This is a genomic window from Burkholderia sp. Tr-862, from assembly GCF_011753085.1.
Classification (GTDB): Bacteria; Pseudomonadota; Gammaproteobacteria; order Burkholderiales; family Burkholderiaceae; genus Burkholderia; species Burkholderia ambifaria.
Genome location: NZ_VWWG01000138.1, coordinates 1 through 16880, shown reverse-complemented (window position 1 = coordinate 16880; position 16880 = coordinate 1). Strand labels below are relative to the sequence as shown.

General features: G+C 69.0%; 12 protein-coding genes and 2 pseudogenes. 7 read left to right on the top strand and 7 right to left on the bottom strand.

The window, feature by feature from the left end; translation table 11 throughout:
• Positions 1-686 (bottom strand): annotated as a pseudogene (locus tag F3J14_RS26840) (DNA translocase FtsK); the annotation flags it as partial.
• 179 nt (positions 687-865) lie between these two features.
• Complete coding sequence (locus F3J14_RS26835) at positions 866-1411, bottom strand: META domain-containing protein (RefSeq protein ID WP_166725541.1); 546 nt, start codon at positions 1409-1411, stop codon at positions 866-868.
• A gap of 216 nt (positions 1412-1627) precedes the next feature.
• Here F3J14_RS26835 and purT point away from each other — a divergent pair, with 216 nt between their 5' ends.
• The 4 genes from purT (at position 1628) to F3J14_RS26810 (ending at position 5522) form a co-directional block, all read left to right on the top strand.
• Entirely contained in the window at positions 1628-2842 is a 1215-nt protein-coding gene (gene purT, locus F3J14_RS26830) for a formate-dependent phosphoribosylglycinamide formyltransferase (RefSeq protein ID WP_006753763.1), read from the top strand.
• An 18-nt stretch (positions 2843-2860) separates the two neighbouring features.
• Entirely contained in the window at positions 2861-3055 is a 195-nt protein-coding gene (locus F3J14_RS26825) for a DUF6726 family protein (protein ID WP_166725540.1), read from the top strand.
• Positions 3056-3144: 89 nt separating this feature from the next.
• Positions 3145-3528 (top strand): MliC family protein, encoded by a 384-nt coding sequence (locus F3J14_RS26820; protein ID WP_166725539.1) that lies wholly within the window; start codon positions 3145-3147, stop codon positions 3526-3528.
• 434 nt (positions 3529-3962) lie between these two features.
• The gene (locus F3J14_RS26810) at positions 3963-5522 is read left to right on the top strand and encodes a DEAD/DEAH box helicase (RefSeq protein WP_166725538.1); all 1560 of its coding nucleotides are present in this window, start codon (positions 3963-3965) and stop codon (positions 5520-5522) included.
• A 268-nt stretch (positions 5523-5790) separates the two neighbouring features.
• On the opposite strand, the gene gluQRS is transcribed toward F3J14_RS26810, so the two are convergent.
• Together gluQRS and F3J14_RS26800 are read right to left on the bottom strand one after the other, a co-directional pair.
• Entirely contained in the window at positions 5791-6684 is an 894-nt protein-coding gene (gene gluQRS / locus F3J14_RS26805) for a tRNA glutamyl-Q(34) synthetase GluQRS (protein ID WP_166725537.1), read from the bottom strand.
• 22 nt (positions 6685-6706) lie between these two features.
• A complete protein-coding gene (locus F3J14_RS26800; protein ID WP_166725536.1) occupies positions 6707-7561 on the bottom strand; it encodes a sulfurtransferase in 855 nt (284 codons plus the stop codon).
• A gap of 223 nt (positions 7562-7784) precedes the next feature.
• Here F3J14_RS26800 and dnaE point away from each other — a divergent pair, with 223 nt between their 5' ends.
• From dnaE to F3J14_RS26785, 3 genes are all read left to right on the top strand, one after another.
• A complete protein-coding gene (gene dnaE / locus F3J14_RS26795; protein WP_166725535.1) occupies positions 7785-11315 on the top strand; it encodes a DNA polymerase III subunit alpha in 3531 nt (1176 codons plus the stop codon).
• 322 nt (positions 11316-11637) lie between these two features.
• Positions 11638-12726 carry a glycosyltransferase family 9 protein gene (locus tag F3J14_RS26790; protein ID WP_166725534.1) on the top strand — a complete coding sequence of 363 codons (1089 nt, stop codon included), beginning with the start codon at positions 11638-11640 and terminating at the stop codon, positions 12724-12726.
• 242 nt (positions 12727-12968) lie between these two features.
• Positions 12969-14147, top strand: a complete 1179-nt coding sequence (locus F3J14_RS26785) for a glycosyltransferase family 9 protein (RefSeq protein WP_166725533.1) — start codon at positions 12969-12971, stop codon at positions 14145-14147.
• 180 nt (positions 14148-14327) lie between these two features.
• Here the strand turns inward: F3J14_RS26785 and F3J14_RS26780 are convergent, their stop codons facing one another.
• The 3 genes and pseudogenes from F3J14_RS26780 to F3J14_RS35830 all read right to left on the bottom strand — a co-directional run.
• The gene (locus F3J14_RS26780; RefSeq protein ID WP_166725532.1) at positions 14328-15608 is read right to left on the bottom strand and encodes an O-antigen ligase family protein; all 1281 of its coding nucleotides are present in this window, start codon (positions 15606-15608) and stop codon (positions 14328-14330) included.
• Between the two features lie 136 nt (positions 15609-15744).
• On the bottom strand, positions 15745-16587 hold the full coding sequence (locus F3J14_RS26775) for a glycosyltransferase (RefSeq protein ID WP_166725531.1): 843 nt from the start codon (positions 16585-16587) through the stop codon (positions 15745-15747).
• A 145-nt stretch (positions 16588-16732) separates the two neighbouring features.
• A pseudogene (locus tag F3J14_RS35830) lies at positions 16733-16880 on the bottom strand (glycosyltransferase family 2 protein); the annotation flags it as partial.

The window sequence follows — 16880 nt, the reverse complement described above, 5'->3', positions numbered from 1 at the left end:
GTGCTGCCGGTCGTCGGGGGCGGCATTGCGCTCGCCGTGCCCGGTGCGGGCGGTGCCGGCATCCGGCTGGCCGGCGTCGGCTTCAGCCAGCCCGATGGCGCGACCGGCTCCGCGAGCGGGCGCGGCGCTGGCTTGCTGCGCGGCTTCGGCCGGGCCTGCGGATCGGGTTTCCACACCGTCGGGCGCGAATACCGGCCGTTCTGCCGCGGCGCCATCGAGTTGACGGTATGAGCGGTCGTCGGCTGCACGAGGTCGTCGTCACGGTGCAGCGCGCTGCGCGGCAGATCGGCGACGCCGCGCACATCGTCGTCGTCGACGTCGCGCGCGAGCTTGACGCCGAACGACGTGTCGACCCACGCGGCGAACTGCCGCCAGCCGATGCCGGTCAGCCACGGCAGGCCCGCGAAGAACAGCACGACCATCGCGACCGGCGTGCCGATGGGGCCGAGCACGTGCGCGAAGCCGTTCGAGAACGCGTGGCCGAGCGCATTCGTGTCGGGGCCCGACAACGGGCTCGTCAGTGCGCAGCTTGCGACGAACACGGCCGCGAAGCCCAGCCACAGGCGAATCGAGCCGCGGCCGGCGAGTCCGCCGCCAGCGGGTAGCATCGCCTGAACGAGACGCCAGAAGAGAAGGAGGAACCAGACGGCGGAGATGCCGAACCAGCCGAAGACAACCGTGTGCATGCTTTGATGAAACAGGAAGAGGGTGGGGAGCGCGGTGCGCGACCCGCCGAGTTTAACCGGCCGACGAACAGGACTCTAATGCAGCATGAAGGCAGCGCTGCGCTTCCAGGCTGCGGGACGCATGCGTGCGGGTTCCGCGCGGGCGAAGGCGGCCGGCCGGCCTTCGCCCGCGCGCTGCATCAGGGGCTCCGGCGCGTGAAGGTCAGCGTCGCGCCGGCTTCGGTCACGATCTGCAGTTGCTGCGGCTCGCGCATCTGCACGCCGGTCTTTTCGATGTGCGCGAGCGCATCGAGGTACGCGTGCTCGAGCTGGCCGCCGAGCGCGTTCGGACACGCCATGCGCGTGCCGGCGAGCGGTCCGAAACTCAGCAGGCCGTTCTTGAGCGCGTAGGTGCCCATGTAACGGTTGCAGCCCGAAAAGCCGCTGGCGCGCCGGATGCCCGATTCGGTGGACAGCGCGAGCTTGATCGGCTCGCCGTTGTCGCCGTGCGGAATCGTGCGCGGCGTGCCGTCGGCGTTCAGCCAGCTCGTGAGCTCCCAGCTCGTGTCGTCGAGCAGCTGGACGGCGGCCGGGTTGTACGGGTCGGGTGCGGGGGCGGCGGAATCGGGGTGGGTCGGCATCGCGCAGGCGGCGAGAAGCGTGGCAAGCGTCAACGCGCAGAGCGGCGCGCGCAACGGGCGAAGCAGACCGGTGCGTACGCGTGCGGCTGCGGACAAGTGGGACATGAGCCTCGTTCCTCATCGGATTCTGATCAAGGCGTAAGAGTAACGCACCCGCCCCGCGCGAGGCGAGCCGACACTTCGCGCGTGAAAACGTTCGCGGTCCGCCCGCGGTCCGCGCGCGGCGGGGCCGCGGCGCGACGAAACCGGCCAAACCGGCGCGGGTGCGCGTGTTAACATCGAAGCCGTTTTCGTCCTCCAACAGAACCAGCGGGAAATCACATGCAGATCGGTCAGCGGCTCGGTACACCGCTTTCTCCCTCGGCCACGCGCGTCATGCTGCTCGGCGCGGGCGAACTCGGCAAGGAAGTCATCATCGCGTTGCAGCGGCTCGGCGTCGAAGTCGTCGCGGTCGACCGCTACCCGGACGCGCCGGGCCACCAGGTCGCGCATCGCGCGCACGTGATCGACATGACCGACGCCGCCGCGCTGCGCGCGGTCGTCGAGGCCGAGCGTCCGCACCTGATCGTGCCGGAGATCGAGGCGATCGCGACCGACGCGCTCGCCGCGATCGAGGCGGCCGGCCTGGCCGAGGTGATCCCGACCGCGCGCGCGACGCAGCTCACGATGAACCGCGAAGGCATCCGCCGGCTCGCGGCCGAGGAGCTCGGGCTCGCGACGTCGCCGTACGCGTTCGCGGATTCGTTCGACGCATTCAGCGCGGCCGTCGCGAAGATCGGCATGCCGTGCGTCGTGAAGCCCGTGATGTCGTCGTCGGGCAAGGGGCAGTCGGTCGTGCGGACCGAAGCCGACGTGAAGCCCGCGTGGGACTACGCGATGGCGGGCGGCCGCGTGAACCACGGCCGCGTGATCGTCGAGGGCTTCATCGATTTCGAGTACGAGATCACGCAACTGACCGTGCGCGCGATCGACCCGGCGACGCTCGAGACGCGCACCTACTTCTGCGAGCCGGTCGGCCACGTGCAGGTGGCGGGCGACTACGTCGAATCGTGGCAGCCGCAGCCGATGAGCGCGCTCGCGCTGGAAAAGTCGCGCGAGATCGCGCACAAGGTGACCGAGGCGCTCGGCGGCCGCGGATTGTTCGGCGTCGAGCTGTTCGTGCGCGGCGACGACGTGTGGTTCTCCGAGGTGAGCCCGCGGCCGCACGACACCGGCCTCGTCACGCTCGCGTCGCAGCGTCAGTCGGAGTTCGAGCTGCACGCGCGCGCGATTCTCGGGCTGCCGGTCGATCCGACGCTCGGTTCGCCGGCCGCGTCGGCGGTGATCTACGGCGGGCTCGACGAGCGCGGCATCGCGTTCGAGGGCGTGCGCGACGCGCTGGCCGTGCCGGGCGCCGACCTGCGCCTGTTCGGCAAACCGGAAAGCTTTGCGAAGCGGCGCATGGGCGTCGCCCTTGCGACCGGCGCGAGCGTCGACGAAGCCCGCGAACGCGCGAAGCGTGCCGCGGCGGCCGTGCGACCCGTGTCGGCGCGCTGACGAGACGAGGCGCGCGCGATGGCATCGAGATGGCGGCGGATCGGACGAATCGGCAGGCTGGGCACCGCGCTGGCGCTGATCGCGAGTCTCGCGGGGTGCGGCCTCGCGGCCGCGCCGTGCCGGGTCGCATCGGCCGGGCTGAAGATCGTGCCGCTCGTCGGCCATGTCGCGGCCGCGCCGACCGACGCGTGCGCCGACGTCATCGATCCCTGAGCGCCGAACCCTCGGCCCCTCGGCCCATCACCAACGATAACCGCGCGTTCGCGAGGGCGCGCTTCCACCCGTCTCGTGAAAGGATCTGCATGATTCGCCAAACCTTCGCCGCGCTCGCGCTGGCCGGCACCGCCGTTTCCGTCGCGCATGCCGCGCAACTGACCGTCGAGGAGATCGACGCCGATGCGCGCGAGCAGACCGTCTATCAGTGCGCGAACCTGAAGCAGCCGGTACGCGTGTCGTACTGGCGCGCGGCCAACGGCCAGAGCTTCGCGCTGGTGCCGGTCAACGGGCAGCAGTTGCTGTTCGTCGACACCGTATCGGCGTCGGGCGCGCGTTATCAGGCCGGACGCTATACGTGGTGGACGAAGGGCAGGGAAGGGACGCTGCGCGACGAGATCGCCGACCAGAATGCCGCCCCGCTGCTGGGCGACTGCATGCAGGTCGAGAAGAAGAAAAAGAAGAAGGGCTGAGCGCCGCACGCGGTCGGACACGCGATGCGAGCGTGCCGATCGCCGCGACCGGCGCGGCCAGCCCGGTGGGCTCCTGAACCGGACGGTGGATCGGGCGGCCCCCCGGGCTCGCCGGCCGCGCGATGATTTTTCGGATCAACGTGCCCGCGATCCGACCCCGGATGACGGCCATCGGCCAATCCGGATAGCCCGATCGCCCGGTACATCGCCCGCGCCCAGCATCCCGGCGCACGCCGCGAACCGCCACCCGGGGCCGTTCGCGGTGTTGTCACGGACAGATGGCCGCGCAGTGCTACAATACGGCCCTTTCCGCCGGCATTCGCGCCGAACGGAGTCCGCACGGCCTGTGGTGCCCGCTGTTCGAATCGAACCGGTCCCAAGCGCCAGAGCGGCGCCGCGCGGCGCGCCGCGGCTCCGTCTACTTCCGAATTGTGATGAGCGCAGGCCCGGCGGGCCTGACGCACGATGTCCCCGCCGCGCCTTTTGAGCGAAACGCCACCATGTCCGATTCTGTCGCCAAGCCAGTCGACGCAACCTTCGATCAATTCGGCCTTGCCGCCGATATCCTGAAAGCCATTGCGGAGCAGGGTTATACGACGCCGACGCCGATCCAGGCGCAGGCCATTCCCGTCGTGCTCGCCGGGCGCGACGTCATGGGCGCCGCGCAAACGGGTACCGGCAAGACCGCGAGCTTCTCGCTGCCGATCATCCAGCGGCTGCTGCCGCAGGCCAGCACGAGCGCGTCCCCGGCGCGCCACCCGGTGCGCGCGCTGATCCTCACGCCGACCCGCGAGCTCGCCGACCAGGTCGCCGCGAACGTGCACGCGTATGCGAAGCACACGTCGCTGCGCAGCGCGGTCGTGTTCGGCGGCGTTGACATGAATCCGCAGATGGCCGAGCTGCGCCGCGGCGTCGAGATCCTGATCGCGACGCCGGGCCGCCTGCTCGACCACGTGCAGCAAAAGACGGCGAACCTCGGTCAGGTCCAGATCCTCGTGCTCGACGAAGCCGACCGGATGCTCGACATGGGCTTCCTGCCCGACCTGCAGCGCATCCTGAACCTGCTGCCGAAGGAACGCCAGACGCTGCTGTTCTCGGCCACCTTCTCGCCGGAAATCAAGAAGCTCGCATCGACCTACCTGCGCAACCCGCAGACGATCGAGGTCGCGCGCAGCAACTCGACCAACGCGAACGTCACGCAGATCGTCTACGACGTGGCCGAAGGCGACAAGCACTCGGCCGTCGTGCAACTATTGCGCGATCGCGGGCTCAAGCAGGTGATCGTATTCTGCAACAGCAAGATCGGCGCGAGCCGGCTGGCGCGCAACCTCGAGCGCGACGGCGTGGTCGCGTCGGCGATCCACGGCGACAAGTCGCAGCTCGAGCGGATGCAGGCGCTCGACGCGTTCAAGCGCGGCGAGATCGAGGCGCTGGTCGCGACCGACGTGGCCGCGCGCGGTCTCGACATCGTCGAACTGCCGGCCGTGATCAACTTCGACCTGCCGTTCAACGCGGAAGACTACGTGCACCGGATCGGCCGCACGGGCCGCGCGGGCGCGACGGGCGATGCGCTGTCGCTGTGCAGCCCGAACGAGCGCAAGCAGCTGGCCGATATCGAAAAGCTGATCAAGCGTCCGCTCGAGGTCCAGACGCTCGCGCTCGACAAGCCGTCGCGTCATCGTCACGACGACCGTGGCGGCGAGCGTGCCGGGGAGCGCAGCGGCGAACGCGGCGGTGAACGCGGCGGCCGTCGCGAGCGCGACGAGCATCGCGGTGCGTCGGCGCGTCGTTCGGGTGGGTCCGAGCGTGGCGGCCATCATCGTCGCCACGAGGCGCCGGTCGACGATTTCTTCCTGAAGCCGTACGAACCGTCGGTGCCGGCGACGCAGCCGGAAGAGACGCAGTCCGCGCAGCAGCACGAGAAGAAGGGGCCGAAGCGTCAGGTCGCCGCGCTGCTCGGCGGCTTCGGGATGCCGCGCAAGCCGTCGGCGTAAGCGGGCGGTTCAAGCGGTTGGTGCGGCGCGCGAGCGCTGCCGCAGAAACGGGTGCATGCGATGAGCATGTGCCCGTTTTTCATTGGGCGAGTGGATTGCGAGTAGGTGGGTGAGCGGGGGGCATGACGTGCCTGCCGCGTGGGGCGGGCGCAGTCCGGGGGACGCTCCGGTGCCGTGCAGTCAGCAGGCGTGCTGCCCTCATGCAACCGGATTCAGCGCTGACGGATGCAGGAACGCGGTCGGCACGGACCGGTGTCCTGCGAGCGATTCAATCGGCGCGCTGTCCGAAGCGACGCGACCACGCGTCGGTCGCGGCCGCGTAGAACGCATCCATCGTATCGCCCGGTGGAGCGCCATCGACTGCCAGGCCGAGATGCGCGGCGGCGGCCCGCAGCGCCGGCAGCGGATCGTCGCGTTCGAGCGCGATCGCGCCCGTCTGCTTGCTGAGCTTTTCGCCGTTCGCGTCGACGACGACGGGCACGTGGAGGTAGGCGGGTGTCGGCACACCGAGGCAGCGCTGCAGGTAGATCTGGCGCGCGGTCGAATCGAGCAGGTCGGCGCCGCGCACGACGTGCGTGATGCCCGCGTCGGCATCGTCGACCACGACCGCGAGCTGATACGCCCATTGGCCGTCCGCGCGCTTCAGCACGAAATCGCCGACTTCGGTCGCGAGGTTCTGCGTTTGCGTGTGCTGCCAGCGGTCGTCGAAGGTGACGATCGCATCGTCGCCATCCGGCACGCGCAGCCGCCACGCACGCGCGGGCTTGCCGTGCAGGCCGGTGCGGCAGGTGCCCGGGTAGGCGAGCGTCGTGTGGCGCTCGTGCGCGGCACGCAGCGAATCGGCGATTTCCTTGCGCGTGCAGCCGCACGGATAGACGCGCCCGGCAGCGACGAGCTGTTCGAGCGCGGCCGCATAATCGGCATCGCGCGTGCTTTGCCATACGGGCGGCTCGTCGGGCGTCATGCCGAAATGCGCGAGCGTCGCGAGGATGTCGTCGGCGGCGCCGGGCACCGTGCGCGGGCCGTCGATGTCCTCGATGCGCACGAGCCACGCGCCGCCGTGCGCGCGCGCGTCGAGCCAGCTCGCGAGCGCACCGACCAGCGAGCCGAAATGCAGCGGGCCGGTGGGCGATGGCGCGAAGCGGCCGCGGTAGCCGTTCATCGGGGCACGGCGCAACGCGCGCTTACCCGGCGCTGGCTGCCTGCGCGCAGGCCGGGCACGACTTGCCGGGCACGTAGCTCGGCGATTGCTGGGCGTCCGGCGTGACGACCGCGCGGCACGCGAAGCACGTGACGTTCTCGGTCGGCTGCAGTTGCGGGTTCAGCGCGGTGCGGTAGTCGAACACGAAGCAGTCGCCGTGATAGTGCGCGCCGCCGACTTCCTCGAAATACTTCAGGATCCCGCCCTCGAGCTGGTACACGTTGTCGATGCCGATTTCCTTCATGTGGATCGCCGCCTTCTCGCAACGGATCCCGCCGGTGCAGAACGACACGACCGTCCGGCCCTCGAGATCGGCGCGGTTCGCGTCGATCACTTCCGGGAACTCGCTGAACTTGTCGATCCGGTAGTCGAGCGCGCCGTCGAACGTGCCGACGTCCACTTCGAAGGCATTGCGCGTGTCGAGCATCACGACCGGGCGGCCGGCGTCGTCGTGGCCGCGGTCGAGCCACGCCTTCAGCGTGCGTGCGTCGACCGACGGCGCGCGGCCGAGCTCGGGCTTGATCGCGGGCTTCTTCATCGTGATGATCTCGCGCTTCAGGCGCACGAGCATCCGGCGGAACGGCTGCGAGTCGGACAGGCTCTCCTTGAACTGCAGCGTCGCGAACTTGCCTTCGAACAGCGGATCGTGGCGGATGTAGTCGATGAACGCGTCGGTCGCTTCGCGCGGGCCGGCGATGAACAGGTTGATGCCTTCCGGCGCGAGCAGGATCGTGCCGCGCAGGCCGAGTTCGTTGCAGCGGGCGGTGACGAGGGGGCGCCATTGCTCGGTCGCGTCGATCGACACGAAGTGGTAGGCGGCGAGGTTGACGATGGTCATGATGGTCCGACGGGAAACGGCCGCGGCCGTGCGGCGGGGCGCACGGCGGCCCCGCAAAAAAAGGGTGCGAAGCCGGGGCGGAGATTCGAAAACCCGTATTATCCCGCAAACTGCGCATGCGCCGGCACCCGACCGTTCGGCCTGCATCGCGTGCATCAGCCGAACGGCCGGGCGCGGGGATTTTTTGGGCAGCCTGCGCGACGACGCGGCTACAATAACGCCCATGTCAGATCCCCGCTTCGTCCATCTTCGCGTTCACTCCGAATTCTCGATTGCCGACGGCATCGTGCGTCTCGACGACATCGTCAAGGCGGCGGCCGCGGACGGCCAGGGCGCGCTCGCCCTCACCGATCTCGGCAACGCATTCGGCCTCGTCCGTTTCTACCAGGAAGCCCGCGGCAAGGGCATCAAGCCGATCGCCGGCTGCGACGTCTGGATCACCAATCCGGACGATCGCGACAAACCGTCGCGCCTGCTGCTGCTGGTGAAGGACAAGGTCGGCTACCTGAACCTGTGCGAGCTGCTGTCGAAGGCGTGGCTCACGAACCAGTATCGCGGCCGCGCGGAGCTCGACGCGAGCTGGCTCGACGGCGAACTGTCGCAGGGGCTGCTCGCGCTGTCGGGCGCGCAGCAGGGCGATATCGGGCTCGCGTTCGCGGCCGGTAACGAGGAAGCCGCGCGCCGTCATGCCGAGCGCTGGGCGAAGGTGTTCCCGGGCGGCTTCTACATCGAGCTGCAGCGTTACGGCCAGCCGGGCGCCGAGGCGTACATCCAGCAGGCCGCGACGCTCGCCGCGTCGCTCGGTCTGCCGGTCGTCGCAACGCATCCGACGCAGTTCATGACCGACGATGATTTCACCGCGCACGAAGCGCGCGTGTGCATCTCGGAAGGCGACATGCTCGCGAATCCGCGGCGCCAGAAGCGCTTCACGACCGATCAGTACTTCCGCACGCAGGACGACATGGTCGCGCTGTTCGCCGACCTGCCGTCGGCGGTCGCGAACACGGTCGAGATCGCGAAGCGCTGCAACCTGAAGCTCGAGCTCGGCAAGCCGAAGCTGCCGCTGTTCCCGACGCCGGACGGCATGTCGCTCGACGATTACCTGGTCCAGCTGTCGAAGGAGGGGCTCGAGAAGCGCCTCGAACAGCTGTATCCGGATACGGCGGAGCGTGACGCGCAGCGCGACACGTACTACAAGCGGCTCGAATTCGAGTGCGGGACCATCACGAAGATGGGCTTCCCGGGCTACTTCCTGATCGTTGCCGACTTCATCAACTGGGCGAAGAACAACGGCGTGCCGGTCGGCCCGGGCCGCGGCTCGGGCGCCGGCTCGCTGGTCGCGTACGCACTCGGCATCACCGACCTGGATCCGCTGCGCTACAACCTGCTGTTCGAGCGATTCCTGAATCCGGAACGCGTGTCGATGCCCGACTTCGACATCGACTTCTGCCAGCACGGCCGCGATCGCGTGATCCAGTACGTGAAGGAAAAATACGGCGCGGACGCCGTGTCGCAGATCGCCACCTTCGGCACGATGGCCGCGAAGGCGGCCGTGCGCGACATCGGCCGCGTGCTCGATCTCGGCTACATGTTCACCGATGGCATCGCGAAGCTGATCCCGTTCAAGCCGGGCAAGCACGTGACGATCGCCGACGCGATGAAGGAAGAGCCGCAACTGCAGGAGCGCTACGACCACGAGGACGAAGTGCACCAGCTGCTCGACCTCGCGCAGCGCGTCGAGGGCCTGACGCGTAACGTCGGGATGCACGCGGGCGGCGTGCTGATCGCGCCCGGCAAGCTGACCGATTTCTGCCCGCTGTACACGCAAGGCGACGACGGCGGCGTCGTCAGCCAGTACGACAAGGACGACGTCGAAGCCGTCGGCCTCGTGAAGTTCGACTTTCTGGGTCTCACGACGCTGACGATCCTCGACTGGGCCGAGCGCTACATCCGCCGCCTCGATGCGTCGAAGGCCGACTGGTCGCTCGCGCAGGTGCCGCTCGACGATCCCGCGTCGTTCCAGATCCTGAAGAAGGCCAACACGGTCGCCGTGTTCCAGCTGGAAAGCCGCGGGATGCAGGGCATGCTGAAGGATGCGCAGCCCGACCGCTTCGAGGACATCATCGCGCTCGTGTCGTTGTACCGTCCGGGCCCGATGGACCTGATCCCGAGCTTTTGCGCACGCAAGCACGGCCGCGAGAAGGTCGAGTATCCGGATCCGCGCGTCGAACCCGTCCTGAAAGAGACCTACGGCATCATGGTCTATCAGGAGCAGGTGATGCAGATGGCGCAGATCATCGGCGGCTACTCGCTCGGCGGCGCCGACTTGCTGCGTCGCGCGATGGGCAAGAAGAAGCCCGAGGAGATGGTCAAGCATCGCGAGATCTTCGCCGAAGGTGCGGCGAAGAACGGCCTCACGCGCGAGAAGTCCGACGAGATCTTCGACTTGATGGAGAAGTTCGCGGGCTACGGCTTCAACAAGTCGCACGCGGCGGCCTACGCATTGCTCGCGTATTACACCGCGTGGCTGAAGGCGCACCATCCGGCCGAATTCATGGCGGCCAACATGACGCTCGCGATGGACGACACCGACAAGGTGAAGATCCTGTTCGACGATTGCGTCGTGAACAACCTCGTCGTGCTGCCGCCGGACATCAACCAGTCGCATTACCGGTTCGAGCCGGTCGGCGAAGCCGACGGCAAGCGCTCGCGCACGATCCGCTACGGCCTCGGCGCGGTGAAGGGCAGCGGCCAGAACGCGATCGAGGAAATCCTGCGCGCGCGCGAGGAAAAGCCGTTCACCGACCTGTTCGACTTCTGCGAGCGGATCGACCGGCGCGTCGTCAATCGCCGCACGGTCGAGGCGCTGATCCGTGCCGGCGCATTCGATTCGCTGAACGCGAACCGCGCGCAGATGCTCGCGTCGGTGCCGCTCGCGATGGAAGCGGCCGAGCAGGCCGCGGCGAACGCGATGCAGGCCGGCCTGTTCGACATGGGCGCCGAGTCGCCGCACGCGCATGCGCTTGTCGACGAACCCGCGTGGGACGACAAGCGCCGCCTGCAGGAAGAAAAGGGCGCGCTCGGCTTCTACCTGTCCGGCCATCTGTTCGACGCGTATCGCGACGAAGTGCGCCGGTTCGTGAGGCAGAAGATCGGCGATCTGAAGGAGGGGCGCGACAAGCTCGTCGCGGGCATCATCGCGTCGCTGCGCACGCAGATGACCCAGCGCGGCAAGATGCTGATCGCGTTGCTCGACGACGGTTCGGGCCAGTGCGAGATCACGATCTTCAACGAGCAGTTCGAGGCGAACAAGGCGCTGTTCAAGGAAGACGAACTGCTGATCGTGCAGGGACAGGCGCGCAACGACGCGTTCACCGGCGGTCTGCGCTTCACGGCCGACACGGTGATGGATCTCGAACGTGCGCGCAGCCGCTACGCGCAGGCGGTGCGGCTCACGATGAACGGCAATGCGGATGCGACGGCGCTGCGCCGCGTGCTTGAACCGCACGTGTCGAAGGACGATTCGGCGGCGCCCGCGGTCGAGGCGCCCATGCCGCGTGGCGGCGGGCGCGACGGCGGCCGTCGCCCGCAGGCGCCGTTGCCCAACGGGCTCGCAGTGCAGGTTCACTACAGCAACGCGCGCGCGCAGGGCGAAATGCGTCTTGGCGACGCGTGGCGCGTGAAGCCGAGCGACACGCTGCTCGCGGAGCTGCGCGCGACCTTCGACGGCAGCGTCGTCGAAATCACGTACTGAACGCGTCCCCGCCGGACGGTCGTCGCTTTTGCGGCCCGTCGCATCGCCATCGTGCGGTGCGGCGGGCCGTTTTCATTTCGGCGGGTGCTTGGGGCTGTCATCCGGACGCTATACAATCCGTCGCGCGCAATGCAGATCCGACGTCGGCCGCGGTCCATCCTTCGGCCGGCGGCGACCACGAGCTTGAAAACGGGGACGGTTGCGCGCGGCACACGATGCGGCGCGGCGCCGTGAGCGACCACGCGAGGAGGCTGGCACGGCGCTGGACGTCAGGATGCCGGTCGGTGCGCGACGATAACAAATCGACAGTGACACCATAACAATGGCCAATGGGACACCGAAGCGGCGGATCCTCGTGATCCGGATTGATTTTCTGGGCGACATGCTGTGCACGACCGCTTTCCTCGGCGCGCTGAAACGCCGCTGGCCGGACGCGGAACTGCACGTCGTCGCGAACCGCTACAACGCGAGCGCGCTGGTCGGCAACCCGGACGTGCATGCGGTCCATACGTATGTGTACAGCCGTCAGTGCGAGCGCAACGACCGCCCCGGGCGGATGCGCGCGTTCTTCGACCGGCTGCGGCTCGTGCGCCAGCTGCGCCGCCTGCGGTTCGACCTCGTGGTCGTGCCGAACGGCGGCATGCATCGCAGCAGCATCCAGTTGGCACGGCAGCTCGGCGTGAAGGATTGCCGCTGGCACGATGCCGATTCCGAATTCGACGATCGCAAGCCCGCACACGTTGCGTCGCGGCCGATGTGCCATGAAGCGCTGTCGGGATTCCGGCTCGTGCCCGAACTCGGTCGTACCGATCTCGACGGTCTCGCGCTGTCCGTCCATCCGGATCGCGCGCTGCAGGACACCTGGTATCGGCTGCTCGGGCCGCGCACGAAGCCGCGCGTCGGCCTGTTCGTCTCGAACAAGGCGGCGGAGCGGCGCTGGCCGGCCGATCGATGGTGCGAACTCGGCCGGCGGCTCGCGCCGTTCGCCGACGTGATCGTGTTCCGCGATCCTGCGGTGTCGGCCGAGGCCGACGGTGACGCGTGGCGGGATGTGAACGCCCGGCATGTCGCGCCGTCGTCGGTGGCCCAACTGGTGGCCGCCGCGAGCGTGCTCGACGCGATCGTGTCGGCCGACAGCGCTCCCGTGCATCTCGCGTCGGCGCTCGGCGTGCCGGTGGCCGCGCTGTTCGAGGACCGTCCCGAGAAATACCGGCGCTGGCATCCGCTCGGCGTGCCGCACATGATCCTGCGGGCCGGCGCGACGGTCGACGCGATCGGCGTCGACGCGCTCGAGCGCGCGGTGCTGCATCTGTTGAAGAAGGCAGGGCAAGCCGACGACGCGACGGGCGGCGCGCTGCCGCTTCCGGACGTCACGCTCGCGGTACCCGAGGTCGGAGCGATCGTTTCGTAGCGTCCCGGCCGGCCGGCGCTACCGCTGCCCCGGCCAGCGCGAGCAAACGCGCGCAACGAGACGCGATGGCCGCAAGTCCCGCCGCGCGCGGCGCGCCGCTGCCGCATCGCCGGAAAGGGCGGCGCCGGCTACCGGCCGCCGCCGGGACGTGCCGCCCACACTCGAAGCCCGCTGCCCGACGCCCTGCGGCCGCAAAATCCTGTACATTGCGAGCCTTGTCCAGCCTGCTAGACGGAATCGCCGTGGCCCTGTTTTCTTCCGCCCGCCCGCCCAGAACCATCCTCGTCGCAGCACCGCGCCGCATCGGCGACGTGCTGCTGACGACGCCGCTCGTGCGTTCGCTGAAGGCGCGCTGGCCCGATGTGCAGATCGACATGCTGGTGTTTCGCGGCACCGAGGGCGTGCTGGAGCACAACCCCGACGTGCGGCGCGTGATCGTCGTCGCGCAGCGCGCCGGGTTCCGGGAGCGGCTGCGCGACGCGCTGTCGATGTGGCGCCGCTACGATCTGGCGTGCGCGGCACTGAGCTCCGACCGGCCGCGCTTCTATAGCTGGTTCGCCGGCCGCAAGCGCGTCGGCCTCGTCGATCCGAACCGGGTCACGTGGCTCACGCGGATGATGCTGAACGGCATCGCGATCAATCACCACGAGTCCGCGCATACGGTCGTCAGCACGCTCGCGCTCGCGCCGGTGATCGGCATCGAGCCGGTGTCCGAGGTCGTCGCGCCGGGAATCGGCGACGATCCCGCGCGGCGCGCGCGTTTCGACGCGTGGCTCGCGGAGTCGCCGGCCATCCGCGACGGCAAGCCGCTCGTCGTGCTGCATCCGTACCCGATGTTTCGCTACAAGCAATGGCGGCTCGAAGGCTGGATCGAGATGATCGAATGGCTGCGCGCGCAGGGCTTCGCGATCGCGCTGTCGGGCGGCCCGGCCGATCGCGAGCGCGAGTACGCGGAGCAGGTCGCGGCCGGGGCGGGCGGCGACGTGCTGAACCTGGTGGGCCGCCTCACGTTCGGCGAAAGCGCGGAGCTGGTGCGGCGCGCGCGGCTGTTCATCGGACCCGATACGGGCGCGACGCACGTCGCGGCCGCGACGGGCGTCGACACGATCGCGCTGTTCGGTCCGTCCGACCCGGTGCGCTGGGGGCCGTGGCCGCAGCACTGGCCGCCGACCGAAAACCCGTGGGCGCTGCGCGGCTCCGCGCGGCACGGCAACGTATGGCTGCTGCAGGGTGAGGGCGATTGCGTGCCGTGCCGGCAGGAGGGCTGCGAGCGCCATGTGGACAGCCACAGCGACTGCCTCGTCAATCTCGGCACGCAGCGTGTGAAGATGGCGGCGGCCGAGATGCTCGGGCTGAATCCGCCGGACGCCGCCGACACGGTCATCGACACGTCGCGGCTGCATCGCGCGCGCTCGGACTGACGCGCGAGCCCTGAACATTTCCCGATTTGAAAGGCGGAGCGTGGCATTGCGGCGCCACGCGTCGAAGGCGTGCGGCCGCGCATCCGGCAGCGGCGCGCGCCGCCATTGAAGACGAGCCGGGTGCTGGCGGCACCGTGCGCCGCCCGCCAGCCCGGCGCGTGATGCGTGATGCGTTATGCGTTACGCGCTGCGCCGGATCGCCGACGTCTCGCGCGGCAGCGCTTCGCCGCGCTCGGCGCAGCCGAGCAGGATGCCGGCGAGCAGCACCAGCAGGTGACCTTCGGCGAAATCGAGCAGCAGCGAATTCGCGAGGCTGCCGATCGCGAAGATCGCGAGCCATCCGAGCAGCAAGTGCTGCGAACGCGGGTCGAGCGCGCGGCTGCCGCGCGCGATCTGCACGATCAGGTTCACGAACAGCAGGACCCCGAGCGTGCCGAGCTGCACGGCCATCAGCAGGTATTCGTTATGCGGGTTCGACGTGAGCTGGCCTTCGGCGGCCGTCTTGCCCGCCGTGAGCTTCTCGAACTCGAACTCGAGACCGCCCGAGCCGTAGCCGATCACGGGGCGCATGCGATACAGCTCGAGCCCCTTCTTGTACCACTCGAGACGCAGCCCGGTCGACGTGGCCGCATCGGTCTGCCGATATTGCTGCACTTCCGTCACGACCTTCACGAGGCGGCCGTTGTGCACCGTGCACGCGGCAGCGACGAGCGCGACGCCGGCCAGGACCAGCGCTCCGGCGGCGAGGGTCGCGCGCAGTGCCGACTGGCGGCGCAGCAGCAACACGAAACGCACCGCGACGACGAGGATCAGCAGCAGCGCGATGACCTGCCCGGTGCGCCCCTGCAGCATCACGAACACGTTGATCAACGACCATGCGGCGACGGCTGCATACGCGGCGCGCGACAGCGCGGTGCGGGCCGAGAGCGCCAGGTCGGCGGCCTGATAGAACAGCAGCGCGCCGAACATGCCGGCCGCGATGTGGTTCTTGAACACCCACGCGCGCGACAGCGGCAGATCGGACGCATGCGCGGGCCCGATCGCGGTCAGGCCGAGATAGTTGGTGGTCGACAGCAACAGGATCACGCACAGCGTGCCGAACCACGCGCGCCGCACGATCGGCGCCCAGTTCGAATGGCGGAACGCGAGCACCGCAAACGGCAGCAGCAGCAGCTTGTCGTACTTGCCGATCCAGTTCCACGCCTTCGGGTGCGGCGCGACGGTATAGGTGACGCTCGCGGTCAGCGCCGCGAGAATCAGCAGCGCGGCGAGCGACGCCGGTTCGGTGACGAACGAGCGCAGGTCGCGCCAGAATTCGGGGGAGATGATGAGCGCGGCCGCGAACAGCCCGCAGAACACGTTGGTCAGCGCGGTCGAGATGGGCACCATGCAGAGCGCGATGACGGCGAAGGCGCGGGCGGCGGTCAGGCGCCGCGTGGCGGGAGCGGAAAACGAAAGCATCGGAACCTGTCGAATGGACGAATGCGGCATGCGGGCACCGTGCTGCGCGCCGCGCGCCCCGCGGCGGCAGTGCCCGGGACGAAGCGCGCAGTATACGCGAACCGGCGCGCGTTTCCGTGGCGTTTCCGGGGTCTGATCAGCTGAATGCGCGCTTGATCCGCGAGCGCAGCAGCGCGCGCTTGAGGCGCCCGTCGACAGTCGGCGTGTCGAGCGCGATACGCGAGCCGGCCGGCTCGCCGCGATGGAGGTAATAGCGGTCGAACGTGGCCTGCGTCATGCCCCATTTGTTGAGGAACTGGCGGCGGCCGTCGTTCTTGACGATCTTGCCGGTGCTCTTCTGCTGGAAGTGATAGACGAGGCTGTCGCCGACGCCGAGGAAGATCCGGCAGCCGGCGTCCCAGAATTTCATCGAGAAGTCGTTGTCGCTGCTCATCCCCGGCGACAGTTCGCTGCTGTAGCCGCCGATGCGGTTCCACCAGTCGCGGTGCACGAGCGTCGGCGGCCAGGTCGAGCCGAGCCAGTCCGCCCGCGCGAGTCGCGGCGTGGCCGCGATGAGGCCGGCCGCGTCGAACTGCTCGGCGTCGCGGCCGAAATTGCTGACGACGACGCACGGGTTGCGCGTGTCGACCGGCTCCACCATCGTGCCGGACAGCATGAACAGGTCGGTCGGCATCTGCTCGATGCGCCGCACGAGCGCCGCATCCCAGCCCGGGCAGCAGTACATGTCGTCGTTCATGTAGACGACGTAGTCGCGCGTCGCGCGCGCGGCGGCCAGGTTCACCGCGTGGCAGATGCCGATGTTGGTCGGCGACGCGGTGTGCTCGATACCTTCGCTGCGCACCCAGTCGAGCGTGCCGTCCGAGCCGTCGTTCACGTGCACGATGATCTGGTGGTCGTAGGCCGAATGACGGCGCAGGCTGTCGACGACGAGCTTGAGGTACGGCAGGTTGTTCCAGGTCGGGATGATGATGGAGAACATGGCGGTCGGATTCGGTGGTCGTCGTGTCGGCGGCGCATGGCGCGGCGCCGCGCTTAGGGCGCGCATGGCACGCAGGCAGCCCGGCATTGTAACGCCGGGCCGGCCGCATGCCGGCGGCGTCAGGATGGGGCGGGGCGGGCCGCGCTCAGCGGGCTGGTTCGTGGCCGAGCTTCAGGAACCGGTAGTACACCGTTTCCGCGTTGAACACGGCGATCATGAAGCCCGCGCGTCCGTCGAGAAACCCGCGCCGCAGCACGTAGGTCCGCACGAACGCCCATGCGCCGCGCGCGAGA